Source organism: Haloarchaeobius amylolyticus (assembly GCF_042678045.1).
In the GTDB taxonomy this organism is placed as follows: domain Archaea; phylum Halobacteriota; class Halobacteria; order Halobacteriales; family Natrialbaceae; genus Natrinema; species Natrinema amylolyticus_A.
This window is the reverse complement of sequence record NZ_JBHUDI010000013.1, coordinates 1-16,340: the sequence shown is the minus strand read 5'-3', so window position 1 is coordinate 16,340 and position 16,340 is coordinate 1. Positions and strand designations below refer to the sequence as shown.

General features: G+C 56.3%; 21 protein-coding genes and 3 pseudogenes. 3 read left to right on the top strand and 21 right to left on the bottom strand.

Going from position 1 to position 16,340, the window contains the following annotated elements; translation table 11 throughout:
- Positions 1-316: 316 nt before the first annotated feature.
- On the bottom strand, positions 317-1,213 hold the full coding sequence (locus ACFR99_RS19925) for a DNA-binding protein (protein WP_390291404.1): 897 nt from the start codon (positions 1,211-1,213) through the stop codon (positions 317-319).
- A gap of 848 nt (positions 1,214-2,061) precedes the next feature.
- Here ACFR99_RS19925 and ACFR99_RS19920 point away from each other — a divergent pair.
- The gene (locus tag ACFR99_RS19920; RefSeq protein WP_390291400.1) at positions 2,062-3,264 is read left to right on the top strand and encodes a glycosyltransferase family 2 protein; all 1,203 of its coding nucleotides are present in this window, start codon (positions 2,062-2,064) and stop codon (positions 3,262-3,264) included.
- A 133-nt stretch (positions 3,265-3,397) separates the two neighbouring features.
- On the opposite strand, the gene ACFR99_RS19915 is transcribed toward ACFR99_RS19920, so the two are convergent.
- The 17 genes and pseudogenes from ACFR99_RS19915 to ACFR99_RS19845 form a co-directional block, all read right to left on the bottom strand.
- The gene (locus tag ACFR99_RS19915; RefSeq protein WP_390291397.1) at positions 3,398-3,670 is read right to left on the bottom strand and encodes a PadR family transcriptional regulator; all 273 of its coding nucleotides are present in this window, start codon (positions 3,668-3,670) and stop codon (positions 3,398-3,400) included.
- Positions 3,671-3,859: 189 nt separating this feature from the next.
- Positions 3,860-4,154: pseudogene (locus tag ACFR99_RS19910) on the bottom strand (PadR family transcriptional regulator).
- A gap of 20 nt (positions 4,155-4,174) precedes the next feature.
- A complete protein-coding gene (locus ACFR99_RS19905; protein WP_390291395.1) occupies positions 4,175-4,609 on the bottom strand; it encodes a toxin-antitoxin system TumE family protein in 435 nt (144 codons plus the stop codon).
- Between the two features lie 8 nt (positions 4,610-4,617).
- On the bottom strand, positions 4,618-5,151 hold the full coding sequence (locus ACFR99_RS19900; protein ID WP_390291393.1) for a DUF7342 family protein: 534 nt from the start codon (positions 5,149-5,151) through the stop codon (positions 4,618-4,620).
- Positions 5,152-5,243: 92 nt separating this feature from the next.
- Entirely contained in the window at positions 5,244-5,537 is a 294-nt protein-coding gene (locus ACFR99_RS19895; RefSeq protein WP_390291390.1) for a PadR family transcriptional regulator, read from the bottom strand.
- 151 nt (positions 5,538-5,688) lie between these two features.
- Positions 5,689-6,447, bottom strand: a complete 759-nt coding sequence (locus ACFR99_RS19890; protein WP_390291387.1) for an SDR family NAD(P)-dependent oxidoreductase — start codon at positions 6,445-6,447, stop codon at positions 5,689-5,691.
- Between the two features lie 118 nt (positions 6,448-6,565).
- On the bottom strand, positions 6,566-7,021 hold the full coding sequence (locus ACFR99_RS19885; protein ID WP_390291384.1) for a ferritin-like domain-containing protein: 456 nt from the start codon (positions 7,019-7,021) through the stop codon (positions 6,566-6,568).
- A 434-nt stretch (positions 7,022-7,455) separates the two neighbouring features.
- Positions 7,456-8,025, bottom strand: a complete 570-nt coding sequence (locus ACFR99_RS19880) for a hypothetical protein (protein WP_390291381.1) — start codon at positions 8,023-8,025, stop codon at positions 7,456-7,458.
- The gene (locus ACFR99_RS19875) at positions 8,022-8,390 is read right to left on the bottom strand and encodes a hypothetical protein (RefSeq protein WP_390291379.1); all 369 of its coding nucleotides are present in this window, start codon (positions 8,388-8,390) and stop codon (positions 8,022-8,024) included. The genes ACFR99_RS19880 and ACFR99_RS19875 overlap by 4 nt, the downstream gene beginning before the upstream one ends.
- A gap of 288 nt (positions 8,391-8,678) precedes the next feature.
- Complete coding sequence (locus ACFR99_RS20405; RefSeq protein ID WP_465260911.1) at positions 8,679-9,023, bottom strand: DUF7558 family protein; 345 nt, start codon at positions 9,021-9,023, stop codon at positions 8,679-8,681.
- A pseudogene (locus ACFR99_RS20400) lies at positions 9,000-9,116 on the bottom strand (DUF7558 family protein); the annotation flags it as partial. The pseudogene ACFR99_RS20400 and the gene ACFR99_RS20405, both read right to left, overlap by 24 nt.
- 76 nt (positions 9,117-9,192) lie before the next feature.
- Positions 9,193-9,534 carry a PemK-like protein gene (locus tag ACFR99_RS19870; protein WP_390291377.1) on the bottom strand — a complete coding sequence of 114 codons (342 nt, stop codon included), beginning with the start codon at positions 9,532-9,534 and terminating at the stop codon, positions 9,193-9,195.
- Positions 9,531-9,890: a MarR family transcriptional regulator gene (locus ACFR99_RS19865; protein ID WP_390291374.1), complete on the bottom strand. Its 360-nt coding sequence runs from the start codon at positions 9,888-9,890 to the stop codon at positions 9,531-9,533. The genes ACFR99_RS19870 and ACFR99_RS19865 overlap by 4 nt, the downstream gene beginning before the upstream one ends.
- Positions 9,891-9,983: 93 nt before the next feature.
- A complete protein-coding gene (locus tag ACFR99_RS19860) occupies positions 9,984-10,319 on the bottom strand; it encodes a DUF7558 family protein (RefSeq protein ID WP_390291372.1) in 336 nt (111 codons plus the stop codon).
- Positions 10,319-10,609, bottom strand: a complete 291-nt coding sequence (locus tag ACFR99_RS19855; RefSeq protein ID WP_390291370.1) for a hypothetical protein — start codon at positions 10,607-10,609, stop codon at positions 10,319-10,321. The genes ACFR99_RS19860 and ACFR99_RS19855 overlap by 1 nt, the downstream gene beginning before the upstream one ends.
- A 158-nt stretch (positions 10,610-10,767) precedes the next feature.
- On the bottom strand, positions 10,768-11,232 hold the full coding sequence (locus tag ACFR99_RS19850; protein WP_390291367.1) for a hypothetical protein: 465 nt from the start codon (positions 11,230-11,232) through the stop codon (positions 10,768-10,770).
- Between the two features lie 210 nt (positions 11,233-11,442).
- A complete protein-coding gene (locus ACFR99_RS19845; protein WP_390291364.1) occupies positions 11,443-11,625 on the bottom strand; it encodes a hypothetical protein in 183 nt (60 codons plus the stop codon).
- A 151-nt stretch (positions 11,626-11,776) separates the two neighbouring features.
- Here ACFR99_RS19845 and ACFR99_RS19840 point away from each other — a divergent pair, with 151 nt between their 5' ends.
- Positions 11,777-13,237: a lamin tail domain-containing protein gene (locus ACFR99_RS19840; protein ID WP_390291361.1), complete on the top strand. Its 1,461-nt coding sequence runs from the start codon at positions 11,777-11,779 to the stop codon at positions 13,235-13,237.
- Positions 13,238-13,242: 5 nt separating this feature from the next.
- A complete protein-coding gene (locus ACFR99_RS19835) occupies positions 13,243-13,521 on the top strand; it encodes a DUF3006 domain-containing protein (RefSeq protein WP_390291358.1) in 279 nt (92 codons plus the stop codon).
- Between the two features lie 192 nt (positions 13,522-13,713).
- On the opposite strand, the gene ACFR99_RS19830 is transcribed toward ACFR99_RS19835, so the two are convergent.
- The 3 genes and pseudogenes from ACFR99_RS19830 to ACFR99_RS19820 form a co-directional block, all read right to left on the bottom strand.
- A complete protein-coding gene (locus ACFR99_RS19830; protein ID WP_390291356.1) occupies positions 13,714-14,169 on the bottom strand; it encodes a hypothetical protein in 456 nt (151 codons plus the stop codon).
- A 130-nt stretch (positions 14,170-14,299) separates the two neighbouring features.
- Positions 14,300-15,559, bottom strand: coding sequence for a phage NrS-1 polymerase family protein (locus tag ACFR99_RS19825; RefSeq protein ID WP_390291353.1), 1,260 nt, complete (start codon positions 15,557-15,559; stop codon positions 14,300-14,302).
- Positions 15,560-15,918: 359 nt separating this feature from the next.
- Positions 15,919-16,340, bottom strand: a pseudogene (locus tag ACFR99_RS19820) (hypothetical protein); the annotation flags it as partial.

Below are 16,340 nucleotides of genomic sequence, written 5' to 3'. Positions count from 1 at the left end.
TGGTGGTCACCCGTCCGTTGCATTTGGGACACGGACTGGAGTTCGAGTTGGGCTGGACGTCTTCGTCGAATGTAATCTCGTAAATCTCTCTAAAAGTCATGGTGCTCACGAGGGGCGATGAGCAATTCCGACTGCCCCTCACCCACTTGTAGGGCACAGAAACTCACCAGGAGATGGCAGCGTCATGAAACAGATTCATGCTGTGGCGAAAGCCCGGCAGCGCAGCGGCCACCGGCCGTGAGCAGCCCGGACCGTGGAGGTGGTGGGAGGTGGCGGTGACTGCGTTCACACCAGCAAAAAAGGGGCTTCTCCCCGGCTATTCCCACCAGCGGCCGCGCTCAGGGAAGTGGATCATCGACCACCCGGTCACGGCCAGTGAAACACGGCCTTCGTGCCAGTTCCGGGCAGCCTTGTGAATCCGCACCTGCTCGCCTTCCTCAATCCATGGCGCGTCTGATGACTTCCAGATCGTCACACGCGTCTGGCCACTATCATCTGCGATGAGACCGACCTGTGCGATGCTCGGATGCGAGGGATCCCACAGGGTTTCGACACGCCCTTCGATGCTCACCTCCTTCCGAGAGACCTCCTCGAGTTTTCCAATGGGGATGACGTGTCCGGGCGCCGTCTGCCGCTCCTCGAACACGTTGACGACCGCACTCGTCAGGTCTTGGCCACCGACGACGGCCTCACTCAGCCGCCGGCTGATCGCCGCTCGAGACCAGCCATCCAACTGCTTTTCGAGTCGCATCGACTGCTTGTTCACGGCCGCCAACTGCTCTTGGGTGAGTTCTGTACGGGGGTCCGCTCGTTCCGGATCCGCCATCGGATCCACGCTTGCCGCCCGTTTCTGGAATTCCACACGCCGCGCTTTGTTCTGGTTCGCAGCGATCGTTCGCGTCCGCTTTGCACGACCTTCTTGTGTTCCTATCTTGGCCTGGGCACTGATTCGCTCGAGTTCATCCTCTCGTGCTCGAATCCGCTCTTCCTGCTCGAGGGTCGCACCGTGGATCCGCTCATTATCTGTATCGACGATTCCGTCCGGGTGGTTCGCATCCACCTTTGCTTGGACCTCTTGCTCGACTGTTGCCTCGAATTCCGGCGTCTCGTCGACGACTGGGTAGCCGTCTTCATCGACTGCTTGCTCATCCGCCTGTTTGAGTGCCTGTTCATCGACCGTAACGACCTTGCTACTCGAGTTGTTACTAGACATTGCAGATCACTGAAGGCGCTCACGCGTCTGCCACCGCGATGCTACTACATCGCGGTTTTCCGACGACACCGACCGACTAGATCCATCTGCGCGCTCGCGCTCGCGCCTTCGCGAGCGCCCATCTGGGCGCGAGCGAGAGCGCGCCTGAATGCGGTGTTCCAACCAGCACCGCGCGGCGATCCGCCCGGAGCGAGCGGCCAGCTTTAAGCCGTTTCTCGTGTCCGGCCCGGACTGCGGGTTCGTGTCCAGCGCGACTGTCGTCGAGAACGCGCGCCGCAGTGTGGCGCGCGACAGCGCAGGCGGCACCAAGCGCTGGAACGCGAAAGCCCGCGAGGGGCGCAACCGAAAACGCGCTTAATGCTGGCGTCGAGACCAGATTCACTTTAGCCCGGAACGGTGAGCGACGTCAGGAGCGAACCGCAGCCCGGAATGGTCGGTCGCGAGCGACGCGGAGGGCGGCACGCGGCGAGCGGGGCGGGCCGATACCCAAGCGCGAGCAACCGACGCAACAGCAGCCCGATCAATCCACGTGGGTGGGTCTGAAAGAGGCTGGCGCGCTCGAGGAACCCCGCCGACGTAAGCACCGCAACCTGTGAGGAGCGCAGCGAGACGCGGGACTCGAGCGTGCCAGGGGCTTTCTCCCTGTTATCAAAAGCGATGGTTGCAAGCCACTTACCGAGACCTACTCCTTCACAACTGTTTCAGTGACCCATCCGCACACTACAGATGCGAACTGACCGTCCCTACACGATCCAGCACAACCCAACTCAAAGAAGTGTGTATAAGCAAGAATTATTTTACCACAAGATGAACAGTCAATACGATGCAGCACGTCAGACGTTTCTACTGTGATTAATACTGTTTATTCAGTAGTAGCTTGGACATTTCTCATAATTTTCTTTGTGGCGACGGCGTTCTGGGTTGTAGAAGTCATCGTTGTTGGGCAAGCACGAAAGCGACCTGCCGAGCACGACCTCTCCGACATTCAGGTTCGGGTGATGACTATCGATGCCCAAGAGGTTGTCCAGCAGACCGTCAATTCGCTTCCTGCAAAACTGAGCGACGTGCGGGTGATCGCCGAACATGATATCGACATCGATGGTGCAACGGTTCACGTCGTGCCTGAGTCGTTTACCTGTGAAGCAACGCGAAAAGCACGAGCTGCCGAGTGGGCTCGTCGCCACGTGCCCACAGATCAAACGTTTGTCCTCTACCTTGACGAAGATACTATTGTTCCATCACTCCCTCCGTTTCCCGATGCCGATATCGTCCAGTTGATGGAACGGCCGGTTCGGACCGGGTCGTGGTTGAGTTATTTTGCGGAAATCTTCCGCATGGGCTTTCAAATTGAACAGCGCGTGTTTCCGCGATTTCGCTATCCATTATATGCCTGGGGTGGTGGGTTCGCCGTCAAAACAGCTGTCGAGCAAGAGGTCACGTGGGACGTCCCGACAGTCACCGAGGATACGAATTTCATCTGGCGTGCATTCGCTGACCCAGACCGGGAGATGGCAGTCCTCCCAGTGAAACTTCTCAATCAGGCTCCGCCGTCAGTCGGGGAACTGATCAGACAACGACGTCGGTGGATTTCGGGTGCATCCCTCGACTCGCATCTATTACCCAGACAGTACCAACTGCTGTCGTTGCTCCGGAACGCAGCCTGGGGACTTGTGGCGCTGTCCCCGTTGCTCTTGATTCCACTAGTGACGCCCGTGTCAATCGTCTTCCTACCGTCCCTCTATGAAGTCGCCATTGGCATTCAGATCGTGGGGATGTTTGCGTGGGGATTTATCGGCTATTGGTACTACGCAGAACGATTCCGCGTATTAGTTGGATTATTCGTCTCGCTCCCAGTCGTTGCAGTACTCCACGCAACAGGGGCGCTGTGGGCGATTCTCCGTCCGACCAAAACCTTCCGCGTGACGCAGAAGGTGCCACCCACACAGCTGACCGACGACGTAGCCGAAGAGATGGTGATTGACAACAGAGAATCGGATGATCACCAAGAAGGTGATGACGAAGAGAAACCTCGGGCTATAAAAAGCCGGTAACGTCTCCGTCCACGGGAGCAGTACACTGTTCCTGATAGCTATCGGTGAGACCGATTGCACCTCCGGTAACCACTTCCCCTGTACTTACCGATTCGGGGAGCAAAGCAAGAATCTAGATCGCCTCCGATCTCGATCAGTCGATGTACTGTAATACCCACTCACGCCGATCCTCAATCGCTTGTTCTCCCTCGTCTGTAATCGAGTAATAGTTTGTGCGCCTGTCGAGTTGTCCTTTCTCGACAAGGTCCTTATTCACAACCGTATCGAGATTGGGATACAGCCGACCATGATTGATCTCTGAACTGTAGTACTGCTCGATTTCGTCTTTGACGTCCTGTCCAGATGGCTGGTCAGCGCCCGCGATCACGTACAGCAGGTCTCGTTGGAATCCCGTAAGGTCGTCCATGGCCAAGCCATTCAGGCGAGGTGATATTTGTTATTCCACACGTACGTAGATGTAAGCTGATCCAACTAGTCTGTTACTTATACCACTAGCTGGCTCTCTTTCCGCTCACGACATCCTGAGACTGTGGTCGTAATGGACCGACACTCGAGGGATCCGACTCAGTATGCACGATCAACGGTCGTAACCGTCTTACTCCGAACTCGAGAGGACTTCATCGACATACTGATCTTCCCACTCGCGACGGGCCTCGAGTTCGCGCCGACCACGCGCTGTGACCGTGTAGTAGTTCGTTTGTCGGCCTCGCCTTTCTCGACAAGCCCTTTGTCGACGACCCTGTCGAGGTTGGGATACAGTCGCCCGTGGTTGATCTCGTTCTCGTAGTACTCCTCGAGTCGTCTTTGATCGCGAGCCCATGTGGGTCGCTCTGGCCGGCGCTCACGTACAAGATGTCAACGTTGGAAGTGGGAGAACCACTTTGGCGCAGAAAACTGCCATCACTGTGACTTACTCGTCCCATAAGCTGGTAATTCGTTCTTCGACCGTATCGAGGACGAGACGCAGTACATCTCGATGATCACCTGGCCATGATTCGTCCTCGCCGGGTGTCGGGGCAGTAGGCGGAGGATGAAAATGGTCTCGCGTATTGTGAGGGTTCGGATGCCGGTCCCACCGGCACTCCCAAGCGTGCTCCGGATGTACCTCTCGGTAATGAATTTTGAAGTCGTCGTTCGTGTACCAGCGAACAGTGAGGCTCGTCTCCTCTACGGTTTCGGGATAGTACGATGGTGCGAGTGTCACATAGAGTTCGAGATGTCCACTCGCATCCGTGATCGTCGCTCGAGCGGCCTGCGCTGTGGCTTGGAGGCGTGTCTGGAGAAACTCGAGAACTGGGCGGTCGATAGGCGCGGGGCTACGTCCATCTCCTGCAGGCGGCGTCATCGATGGAATTACCCGGATGCTTGGTCGGTATCAGCGCCAGCGCGTTGCTGACGGGCGCGTTCGTAGCGCTTGCGCTCATCTCGAGCGGTCGCCCAGTCGGCAAGGTCGCTATACACATCGTCGATTGTCCGTTCGTCGCTCGTCTCTGCAGCATCGACGGCGTTGACGGCTGCCGGCGTTGTGGCGTCGTACGTGTCTTCGTAATCGGTAATCCGTGTCGTGAGGTTGCGGACGTGCTCTTGGAGTTCGTCGATGGTGTGCTCGGCAGCGAGCTGATTGATGCGCCGCCACTGGAAGTATGCATCATTGCGCTCGTAGGTCGTCGGATGGCCGTCGTGGCGCGTGACGATCCCGAGGTCACTGAACCAGCCCAGATATTTTCGGGCTGTCTTCGGGTCGCATTCGGCCTGCTCTGCGATAGCGCTCGCCGTTGCAGGCTCGCGGGTCTGAAGGATTGTCCCGTAAATGCGCTGTTCGACATCATCGTCACGAAACGCATCCTCAAAAGATGGGGGACCATCTGGAGACTCTGTATTGGACATACTCGATCTTGCGCGCCTACCGATATAATTCTTACTTCGAGGAATAGTTTCCTGATTGGATCCAATACGCACGCTCAGCGGTCGTGATCGTCTCACTCCGAACTCGAGAGCAGCTCACCGACGTACTGATTTTCCCACTCCTGCCGGGCCTCGAGTTCGCGCCGACCACGCGCTGTGACCGTGTAATAGTTCGTCCGACGATCGACCTTCCCCTTCTCGACGAGTCCCTTGTCGACGACGTCGTCGAGATTCGGATACAGTCGCCCGTGATGGATCTCGTTCTCGTAGTATTCTTCAAGTTCGTCTTTGATCGCGAGGCCATGTGGCTCGTCCTGACCGGCGATCACGTACAGCAGATCTCGCTGGAATTTGGTGAGATCGTACATACCTGGAGATATGTGTCTCAGTTGATGAACGTTCCGAGAACAAGTGACAACACGGAAATTCACATTCTGCTCTCGAGCTTTTCCAAGAGTTACAACGTCTTACGCCCACAGAGCATTCCAAAGCAGAATGGCTGGCTGGTTTGACTGGCAGTTAGTCGACGAGCCAGCCACCGTCAACGTCGACGGCAGTCCCGTGCATGAAGGAGGCGTTGTCGCTCGCGAGGAAAGCAACGACCTGCGCGACTTCCTCTGGCTCAGCGTAGCGTTCAGCTGGTGTTTCTTGGACGATTTCGTTGACCTCGTCGGGCGTCTGCTCGATCATGTCCTCAGTCATTCCGGTCTCGATGAAGCCTGGACAGACAGCGTTTGCCCGAATCTCGGGACCGTAATCGTGTGAGAGTTGCTTGGTGAACCCGATTACGCCATGCTTCGAAGACGTGTAGGCAGTACCACCACCACCGGCGACCTTGCCAGCAATGGAGGCGGTATTGATTACGACGCCTTCCTCGTCCCCATCCATGAGCGCTGGCAATGCTGCTTTCGTGAGAAGGAACACGCCCTTGAGATTGATATCCATGACCCTGTCCCACAGTTCCTCAGACGTCTCCCCAACCGGAGCGTAATCGTCGAGGATGCCTGCGTTGTTACAGAGCACGTCGATCGTGCCGTATTCGTCGGTTGCTTGCTCGACGACTGCCTCGACACTATCGCGATCAGAGACGTCGCCGACCACGCCGATTGCCTCACCACCGTCGCCTGTAATCTTGCTCGTGACCTCGTCGAGAGCATCTTCGTCGATGTCGACGGCGACGACAGATGCACCTTCATCTGCAAACTCGAGTGCCATCGATCGGCCCATGCCCGATGCTCCACCGGTAACAACGACAACACTGTCAGCTATTGAAACCATACAAGAAACTCAACCTCTGATATACAAAAATTACATCCCTATTTTTACGAGGTGACAGTCTCGTTGCTGACCCGCTAACGTGACTGGCTCGGCAGTACCACCTAGAGCGTACCGATCATCAGTTGCCCTTGTATTCCTTCTTGAAGCCACGGAACTCAGTACGGTGTGCTTCCTCGTCAGCAAGTAACGTTACTGCGAGATCCTCACTGACGGGGTCGTTTGCGGCCTCAGCGGCGTCGACTAATTCACGATATGTGTTGATCGCATCTTCTTCGGCATCAAGTACTCCGTCAATAACTGAGGCGACATCCGTGGTATCCGCTGGCGGTTGAAGCGTATCCTGATGAGCGACGAACTCTTCAGATCCTGGTGGACTAGAATCCAGTTGCTTGAGCCGCTGGCCGAGCTGTTCGGCGTGGCCGAGTTCTTCCTGCACGTCCTGCCGGAGGCTTTCTTTGATCTCCTCCGCATGGATTCCATCAAGAATAATCGAGAGTGCTTGATAGTTCATTACCGTCTCCATTTCATCGTTGTACGCCTGCTTGAGGAGATCAATGACCTGATCGTTTGACATAGCATCTGCACATCAGGTCAAAGAAGTATAATCCCATCGGCTATTTTATTTGCATGACTATCACGGAAACGCTACAGTATCTCTGACTTCGTTACTCAGACCGGACCCAACAAACGATCGTCAACTCTGAATCCGCTTGTACTTTAGCCCGGAACAGACGCGGGCGGTGCGGGGAGCGGCAGCGGCGAGCGAGCGGGCCGATACGTGTACACGCATGTCCAGCCGGTCGTGTCGCTTGGCGAACCATTTACTACCCTAGGGGACTCAGAAAGGGTGAGGCTGCCTCGGTTATCCCCCGACCCCGCAAACACCGCAGGCACGGGGAGCGCAGCGGCGGTTGCGGGATGCCGAGCGGCCGAGGGCTTTCGGGAGTCGTCGCCGTCGCTGGATTCTCGGCGTAACCGAAAATGGATGAAGGCCGCTCTCAGGACGGGCTACTCTTCGAGGCGCTGGAGCAATCGCGTGACGTAGGGACTGTTCTCCCAGCTCCGGTGTGGGCTAATCGTTGTGATCAGTATTCTCGCTTCTTCCTTGGTCATATACCCGTTCCGGGCGTAGTCGCAGATGAGCCGCGGCGTTGGGACGATCCGCGGCCCCTGGAGCACAGCGTGGATGAGTGGAAAGTTCGTTCCGCCGAACTCGTCGGTAAGAAACCCGTCGACTGCGAGTGCGTTCGCGAGGACAATGCCATCAGTTTCGCCGTCATCGAGGCCAAACGTCGGCCGGGAGTCTGTGGTATCGTCGCCTTCGTAGGGATACTCAACCGTGTAGTGGTTGCGGGCCGCGAGGACGTTACTTGCAGCCGCGGCGTGGATATCCTGATACTGTGTGATGTTGCGGAGTTCTTCGACCACTTTCGGTGGCACGAACACGTCACAGGAGGTGAGAAGATACTGAAATGGGTCCGGAGAGCCGGTGTCAACGGCAGCGTCGGCACGGGGCACGGAGAGACTGACGAGTGCACTGGTGTCGGCGACGACCGTTCGCAGTCGTGGACCGCTCATCGATCGTCATCAGCCGCGGTGTCAACCGTCGTCACATCGCCCTTGTAGACGTCGACGTCGTTGGGGGCAGCGAGATCAAGTGGCTCGTCTTCGAGGTCTGCTTTGAGAAGGCGGAGCCGCTGGGCCATCTCGGCACCGACCAACTGCTTGACCGTCTCGAACTCGAGCTGGTCGTCGTAGTACTTCGTCGCGACGAGTTCCTGAAACGTCTCGCTGTCGGCAGTGTCTTCGATGTACTCCCGGATGGCCTCGACGAGGAGATCCGTCCGATCCTTGTCGAAGAGCTCTGCAATCGCATCGAGCCGGTCGACGAGGTACTCCGGCGACTGGAAATGAACCCGTCGTGGGTCGTCACTCGCGCTCACTCTATGTGCAAGTTCTGCACATAGAGTGATAACGGTTTCGGCGTATGCACAGAACTTGCACATCAAAGTCTCAGAGTCAGGAATCGGACACCCAAATATCGTCGTGTGCCTGTAGCTTCGATCTCCGTTGGACATCGTCGCGACTATGCCTAATCCAGCAATCACCGAGCATAACGAGGCTGGTAGCGACGGTCGTTGATCTCCTCGGGGTCAAGCCCCGAGGCGCTCGCCTTGTCTATGTAGAATGTCGATCGGTCCGGGGATTTCACGAGACTTGTCTCAGTCGTCTTACTGTTCGTTCAGCTTCTCAAGGAACCAGCCGGCCGTCGTCCCGATACGAATGCCGTCGATGTTGCGCATCCAGTACGTTGCCGGGCCTACGGGACTACACCTCGCACACAGCTGTAGCGAGCCCTCGAGATGGCCAAGTTCGACGCGGAACCGCGTGAGCCAGGCGAGACCTTGAGCGATCAGGGTTTGATTTGAATACTCGTTTCGGAAGCGTCTGCTCGAGTCGCCGAATTCGAATAGCGTACCGGCGTAGCTACGATTCAGAAGTGACGCAGACCACTCTCGGTCCCGCTGGAAGCCGGCGTGAAACGCCGGCGACGCAGCAATCGTGTCGACAACCACTCCACACCCGTCGCAAGCGTGGTGGTCACGCTCGTCCGGATCCGGCCGCGTCTGGAAGTTGTCACAGATCGGGGAGGCGACTCGCTTGTCCTGCCATCACGTATTCGTGTTACCTACTCCGATATCACTCCTACTTCCCGGTGTCGCCGTTAACGACAGCATGGTTCGCTCAAGAAGAAATGTAGCTGATTAGCTGTGTGGCCACGTCCTCGGTCCGTTCGTCAACGAGAGCGGTCATATGGAATTCCACCTCTGTCGCACTGTTGAGGGTCGCGAGCGACCACGGAAGGACGTGACTTCGTTCCCCGAGTGGCTCGCCTTCGTAGTCGTCGTCGCGGATCGTGAGAGACTCCTCGTGGTAGGTCTTCGTGGAGATCAGGACGGTGATCAGCTGTACGCCGTGGTTCGGGAACCGAGGTGTTCCTAAAACAAGCATCGGACGACCTTTGTTCGAGAGCGGATCGGTTCCCCAGATAATGTCGCCGCGTTCCAATTCCTCGAACGCGGTCACCGCACTTCCTCCATCTCGTCAGTTTTCAACTCCTCGAGATCCTCCTCGCCGTACTGCTCGTTTGCAGTCTGGTGGTGCTGGTGAAGCCGGTAGGCGGCTCGAAGCCGGTCCTCGTTGTCTGTGATCGCCCAGTACGGGCGCTTGTGCCGCACAAGACCTCGTTCCTTCAGTCGCGAGAGGATCGCACTGACGGCGTCCGTATCCAGTTCGAGTTGGTCAGCGATCGTCGCCGCCTTCCACGCCCGGTCGTCGTTCTCGTCGAGGAATAGCACGATCCGCTCGGTGTCGTTTCGTTCCTCGAATTCGTCGTCGTCGGCGTTCTCGAACTCGTCGATATCGATGGTGCCGCTCGACATAGATTGTTGTTGGTACCGTGGGTGCATAGCTGTTTTGGGTGTTTGTTACAGGAGGTGTACACTCACATCTGAAGGCCGGTCTGACTCTGTCATTCACTCTGTCGGTATCGTGATGAGGTGCTCCTCGAGATCACGCGTCCAGTAGGTAGCTGACCCATCCGGACTACATCGCGCACATAGTTGTAGCGAGCCCTCGAGATGGCCGAGTTCGACGCGGAATCGCGTGAGGGCCGCAAGTGCGTCGACGACGAGCCCACAGCCATCGCAGGTACAATGATCGCGCTCATCAGGGTCCGGCTCCGCCTGGATAGCGCAGTCGACACAGATGGGGTGAGAGACTCGCTCGTCTTTTCCCCACGTATGTGCCCCACCAGCCTCGGTGTCGGGCAGGGCGTCGCAGAAGCCACAGCCAGCGAGCGTCTGCTGCATCACTCACCCTCCTTGTCGGCGTTGCAGGCTGCCGTCCAGCCTTGATGAAAAACAGCAAGCTGAGTACTCGAGTCAAAGGCGGTCCCACTTGGCTCGTGGACGAACACCCGCTTGCCAGGTACCGGCGTCACCACACTGTTATCGATGAGTTCAGTAACGAGCTGTCGGGCGGTTGTCTCGCCGACATCTGCTGTCACAATGCGAGTTGCATCTTGATCGTGGACAACGAGTCTGGCCTCGAACCGGCTGTAATCGTCTGCAGTGTCGTCAATCGGATTTGGATCAGTCATTGTCAATCACATGGCGGCTCACTGTTGAGCGCGCCTCATGCCTCACGGCGCCAAAAAATTCACTGCTGGAAGTACAATTAAGTCGAAGACACTGCATGATGCATACTGGAGTCAGTGATCGATATTCAACAGCGAGCTGGAGTGCTGACGGCTGGTGATTACCTCTTGCTGGTCCGGCGACCTGTTCGCAGTTGCCACGTCGGCTTCACCCTGAACGTATCTGGTTCTTCAACAGGATGGGAATGACTCTGGTTTGTCGCCAGTGACGCGGGTCGTGCGAGTCGGTTGAGTAGTTCATCACGTACGTCCTGCCGAGACATCGTCTGTTCGTGCCAGCCGAGTCGTTCGTCGTAATGGCGCTTCTTGAAACTCTCGCCAACCGTATCGGCAGCGATGTACTGCGTCAGTTTAACCCCCCAGACGTTCGACGATCGATACTCGGCACCGACGTCTGCATGCGTGAGTTCGACGAGGACACACTCGACGAACGAAATGAGTGACTCTCGACTCCGGTCGTTCGGAACGCGTAACTCGAGGCCCGACCAGGGTGGCTCGGAGGGCTGTCGGTAAGTTGGTGTCCGACCAATATCACGATCTCGTGGGTGCTGTCGCTCAGAAGTCATTCGCTATCTCGGGGCAGTTTGATCGCCCCGCACCCCTCTCGGGGAGAACAAACACGCCATCACAGTCGCGACGGTATCGGTAGCTCGTTGCTCCGTTTCTTTATTCTGAACGGCTCACGAAACTCATGACAAGTACAGGGAAGGGGTGATTAGTATCTACCCGCCACAAGTTGCAGGAGGTAGAAAGCACGATACTACTGTCGTTCAGCATCAGTAGTTTCCAATATTGAGTGCTCTGACGGCCTCAGCCGGGGTGACATCCCACGCAACGAGTCGGTCCGCAGCCAGTTGCCACGCATGGTTGGCAAGGTCGGGATCGACATCTTCGGTCTCGTAGCTAAACTCCGCCAAAGCGACCGCAATCAGGAGGTCCTCCTGTCGATTGGAGAGCATCGCTGTCGTTGGCCGCGGCTTTGAATAAAAAGAGTGGGGTGTTCTCCCACAATCACGGGTGCTTCGTTCGGTGACGTAGCTTCCAGTCTGGCGTTGACGGTACTATTCTACTGGACGGAACACTCAAACGGCTCCTTTGACATGAACAGGTATGGACCGAGCGATCCTCGTAGTCTTCGTGACGCTCCTCGTCGTTCTTGCAGGATGTGCGGGCGGCACCGAAGGAGCCGAGGACGCGATCGACGACTCGCAGTCGGTTGGAGATGCCCTCGATGTCGTCGAGCTGAACGTTGCGGACGTATCGCCCGATGAGGAGTACATTGTCCTCCAGAACACCGCCGATGAGCCCGTTGATTTGTCCGGGTTTGAACTCCGAGACCGAGAGGGTGGGCAGGTCGATGGCGGCCTCTCACCGTTTTCGTTTCCAAGTGAGTTCATCCTCGAGTCCGGGGAGACGGTGAAGATAACGACCGGTGAAGGCGACTCAACGGAGACCGAACTGTACTGGGGATACAACGTGAATATCTGGCGAGACGATGGCGACGTGATTCGGCTCGTCGACGCCAATGGCCAAGTCGTGCTCGAGCACGCCTACGGCGATATCGATCTCGATGAGTCTGAGTCGGACGGCGATGGAGAGGACGGCACCGGTGACGAGAGTGATGACGTCAACCAGAGTCCCGTTGACGGCGAACTCAAGATTCACCACATCGACGTTGGGCAAGGTGATTCGACTCTCATTATCACGCCAGCCAATGAGACAATTCTGATCGATACTGGCGACTGGCGACAGGACGGCAGTGAGGTCATCGCCTATCTCGAGGCCCAAGGGATTGATCGGATAGATCACCTCGTTGCGACACACGCTGATGCCGATCACATCGGTGGCCACGCCGCTGTGATCGAGCACTTCGAGACGACTGGCGAGGGTGTCGGGACCGCGTACGATTCGGGTGTTCCATCGGATTCAGCTACCTATGAGAACTACCTCGATACCGTCGACGAGCACGACGTCGAGCTTCTCCTCGTCGAAAGCGGTGATGAACTGCCGCTTGAGGGCGATGTCTCTGCTCAGGTAATGAACCCGCCTGCTGGGGACGCTGGGAGCGACGTTAACGATAACAGTGTGGTGCTGGCATTCGAGTTTGGCGACTTCCAGTATTTAGCGCCTGGCGATGTCGATACTGGTGTCGAGCAGCGGCTGGTCGACGAGTGGGGAAGCGACCTCGAGAGCGACGTCTACAAAGCCGGCCATCACGGCTCATCAACTTCCTCGAGTGACGCCTTCGTAGACGCCATCGCTCCTGAGACGGCCATCATCTCGAGTGCCTACGACTCACAGTATGGGCATCCGAGTGACGAGGTCCTCGAACGGTTTGCCGATCGGGATATCAAAACGTACTGGACTGGGGTCCACGGCGATATCGTAGTGCGAACCGATGGGACGTCGATCGCTGTCGAGACGAGTGAGTCGTTCTCGACGGACCCAGCGGATATCCTCGCGGAGACACCTGATTCCGACGACGAGACGAATTCACTGGCACCCCCTCCGCTTGTCGCAGGCAGTGTGGCCAGTGGGATTGATGGAGCTGTCACCCCTGCTATGGGGTGAGAGAGATGGATGGGACTTACACCGGCGTTGTTGACCGAATCGAGGATGGCGAGATTGCCGTCATCTTGCTTGAAGAAGACGAGCAGGTGATTGAGCAAGTGGATATCCCTGCTGATCGACTCCCAGAGCCCGCCCGAACGGACGGTGGCGTGCTGTCGGTGACGCTCAAGGATAGCGAGGTCGTATCGATGGAGTACCGACCGGACGCAACGCGAGAGCGTCGTGAATCTGTTCAGGAGAAGTTGGATCGGTTGGCCGAGCAGTTATCTGATCGCGAGGAGTGAGTTGACTATTCGTTGATGACCAAAGAATCGGGCGTGCTCAACGCCTACCTGTACTTGCTGTACTGTTCTGTTCATTCGGGGATGTCATAGACCAGTTCACATACCTTCTCTGCACCTACCCGACAAACGGTAAGTCCAGGCCAAGCACACATCGATCAGTACAGGCGACACGAGTCATTCAATTGAAGAGAATTAAACATTAGGTGATTCTGCGACAGATATTGAGAAAGATTCGCGTCCTCCGCTAATATGCAGCTCGGGTCCACTAACTGGAGTCCGAAAGCTGAAATTATCAGTTGCTGTCCCTCGGCCTTCAATAGTAACCTCTACTGTATAGTTTCCACTCTCATCAGCAACAGGGATCCGCTCCTTGGCAGTCCCATCTTTTGGAGCAGTGACATTCTTTTCTGAGAGAACAGCCCCATCACCGCCTGTAACGGTTATTGACATGTTCACTGTTTCATTAAGATTATTCTCAACCTGGAGAGACTTGACTTCATCAAACTCTGTTGGCTGACCATACTCCGGCGGCGGACCATAGACGTCTGAATCGTCGTCGCTTGTCTTCTTACCGTCCTTATTTGAAATACAGCCAGCAGTTATAGCTATACCACTAGTAATAGCAGAAAGACATATTCTTCGTTCCATACTGATCAGATTGGTGCGCTCTATAAGTGTTTTCTGGGGCATGATTGTTTGCTACGCAGACTTACTTACCGAATCGGATGTCCCTATCATAGCTTACTCTGAATTGAAGAAACGATCTTCCCAACGATTGCTATTTCGAACTATCGCCGAATAATCGTCCCCATAGAGAGGCTGTCTCTGAAGCGGTATCACAGTCAGATGTCGTCTCGGCTTGTTCTTCTCGAGTCTGCTCGATCTCTTGGTCACGCTCTGCAAGTTCGGTTTTGAGATCCTCAATCGTTGCCTCGAGTTGCTCTATACGCTCAGTTTTCTGTTCGAGCGTGGCCTCGAGTTCGTCGACACGGTCAGTCAACAGTCGATTCTTCTCAACCAGATACGCACGATTCGGAGTCCGCTCCGATTTGTCACGGGTGGCAGCGGTCGACGTCTCGCTCGTTCTGGGAGCAGATTCGGTTGCCGTCTCTCGAGTGTCCGGATCGTAGAACTCAGGGGTACTCGCAACCGCTCGTTCGATAGTCTTTTCGCCGTACGTAGAGCCGTCAGCATAGTGGACTTCGTCCCACTTGTCTCGGAGCAGTCCCGATTGGCGGAAGAGCCGGTCTATCTGCTGGTGGTCACCGCCAGTCCAGAACGCCAGCAAACAACACAGCGCCATGTCCGCCTCTGACTGACTCTCGTAACCAGCAGTCGAGCCACGCCACAGCCGCTCGAATTTCTCACCGTTCGATGCGTTCTGCGCTCGCTCGAGCAGGTCCTGATCCTTGAGGTCGACGTTGGTATCGGCTGCACTGCCCGTCGTTTCCGTCTCGTCGCTAGTGCGACGGTCCCCAGATTCGTGCTCTGGATCCGGGTCAGAGTCTTGGACGTACTCACGATGGATCGCAACCAGCGCGTCCTGCCGACGTGCAACGAGAGGTGGTGCGTCCTCGAGGCGGTCGCCGGTCACGGTGAAAAACCGAGCAGTGTCGTATAGTTCGATACTGCCACGGCGGTTCCGCCCATCTGGGAGTTCTCCCTTGATGAGTACGTGGAACCCAGTACCCGACGGAGAGATTTCCGTATAGGAATCGAGTCGCTCGATGATGTCCAGTGCTGTGTCGTCGACGTCGTCGCTTGCGGGATCTCGACAGTCATCCAGATCCACGCCGACGATGGGATCGTCGTCGGTAAAGACGAAGCCGATGCCATCAGCGTTCCCCGTGTTAGTGTACTCGAGGGCTGTCTCGAACGACGCCCATGTCTCCGGGTCCGTCGATGACGCGAACGCGCCACTGCCTGGCGTCACGGGTATCTTCGTCGGCTTCCCATCTCGAGGTTCTTCTTTCCAGCAGACCCACTGGTCGCGCTCACGTAGTTCCTCGGGGAGTACCGAGACAGCGCTCTCAGACATCATCGATCGACCTCGTAATATGCGTCCAGTTGGACATCGTGCATCCACTATCACGATGCTGACAAACACACCGAAAACCAGTGGGCTGTTCGCTACCCTGTCCAACGGGGGCTACCCCTTCTATACTAGTTGGTTTTGACCCTCGTTTTTCCATGAACATCGCTTCCGTCCTGCGATTTTGCCCTGAACATTTTTCAGATTCTTGACCCGAACAATTAATTTGCCCTGAACAAATAGTGGTGTAAACCGGGGATTGGCGTGTAAATGGCCTGATGAGCGGAGATCGGAATACTAGTGCTAGTGCAAAGGTATCCGGTGTTTTATTCTCTTGAAATACAGACATAGTTATGATATAAATCTCATTCAAGGAGCTTTGATCCATCGCTGGTCAGGTCGATTCCAGTGTAGACTGTTACCAGATTATCGCCGTCTCTGATACGGTCATCTTCATACTCAACGACGTTCGCAAGCTTCCGACCGAACCAGCTCGCATTTGTCCCATCAATGTCGTGCTGATCAGTCCATCTCGAGTACGCCTGAAACAATTCCTCCTTCGGTATCTGCACACCATCTGCTTCTCTGATGTACATCGCTGCGAACGCCTCGATGCCATCACTATCTGGTTCGATCTGTACAGATTGCTCTCCTGAGGAGCATGATTCTGCCGGCTGGGACGGCTCCACAGCCTTGGAGTGTTCAGCAGAAGAAGCATCTAGCCATAGCTCCTCGTTATCTGGCGATTCAGACAGCTCGTACGTGTCGCCCTGCTGGAAGAGCAGGG

What these genes read in the sequence shown, in the direction of transcription:
- ACFR99_RS19895 (WP_390291390.1), bottom strand. Translation starts at nt 5,537, where the DNA reads ATGTACGATCTCACCAAATTCCAGCGAGATCTGCTGTACGTGATCGCC.
- ACFR99_RS19915 (WP_390291397.1), bottom strand. Translation starts at nt 3,670, where the DNA reads ATGGACGACCTTACGGGATTCCAACGAGACCTGCTGTACGTGATCGCG.
- ACFR99_RS19925 (WP_390291404.1), bottom strand. Translation starts at nt 1,213, where the DNA reads ATGTCTAGTAACAACTCGAGTAGCAAGGTCGTTACGGTCGATGAACAG.
- ACFR99_RS19835 (WP_390291358.1), top strand. Translation starts at nt 13,243, where the DNA reads ATGGATGGGACTTACACCGGCGTTGTTGACCGAATCGAGGATGGCGAG.
- ACFR99_RS19850 (WP_390291367.1), bottom strand. Translation starts at nt 11,232, where the DNA reads ATGACTTCTGAGCGACAGCACCCACGAGATCGTGATATTGGTCGGACA.
- ACFR99_RS19825 (WP_390291353.1), bottom strand. Translation starts at nt 15,559, where the DNA reads ATGTCTGAGAGCGCTGTCTCGGTACTCCCCGAGGAACTACGTGAGCGC.
- ACFR99_RS19885 (WP_390291384.1), bottom strand. Translation starts at nt 7,021, where the DNA reads ATGTCAAACGATCAGGTCATTGATCTCCTCAAGCAGGCGTACAACGAT.
- ACFR99_RS19830 (WP_390291356.1), bottom strand. Translation starts at nt 14,169, where the DNA reads ATGGAACGAAGAATATGTCTTTCTGCTATTACTAGTGGTATAGCTATA.
- ACFR99_RS19860 (WP_390291372.1), bottom strand. Translation starts at nt 10,319, where the DNA reads ATGCAGCAGACGCTCGCTGGCTGTGGCTTCTGCGACGCCCTGCCCGAC.
- ACFR99_RS19880 (WP_390291381.1), bottom strand. Translation starts at nt 8,025, where the DNA reads ATGAGCGGTCCACGACTGCGAACGGTCGTCGCCGACACCAGTGCACTC.
- ACFR99_RS19890 (WP_390291387.1), bottom strand. Translation starts at nt 6,447, where the DNA reads ATGGTTTCAATAGCTGACAGTGTTGTCGTTGTTACCGGTGGAGCATCG.
- ACFR99_RS19840 (WP_390291361.1), top strand. Translation starts at nt 11,777, where the DNA reads ATGGACCGAGCGATCCTCGTAGTCTTCGTGACGCTCCTCGTCGTTCTT.
- ACFR99_RS19865 (WP_390291374.1), bottom strand. Translation starts at nt 9,890, where the DNA reads ATGTCGAGCGGCACCATCGATATCGACGAGTTCGAGAACGCCGACGAC.
- ACFR99_RS19900 (WP_390291393.1), bottom strand. Translation starts at nt 5,151, where the DNA reads ATGTCCAATACAGAGTCTCCAGATGGTCCCCCATCTTTTGAGGATGCG.
- ACFR99_RS19905 (WP_390291395.1), bottom strand. Translation starts at nt 4,609, where the DNA reads ATGACGCCGCCTGCAGGAGATGGACGTAGCCCCGCGCCTATCGACCGC.
- ACFR99_RS19845 (WP_390291364.1), bottom strand. Translation starts at nt 11,625, where the DNA reads ATGCTCTCCAATCGACAGGAGGACCTCCTGATTGCGGTCGCTTTGGCG.
- ACFR99_RS19855 (WP_390291370.1), bottom strand. Translation starts at nt 10,609, where the DNA reads ATGACTGATCCAAATCCGATTGACGACACTGCAGACGATTACAGCCGG.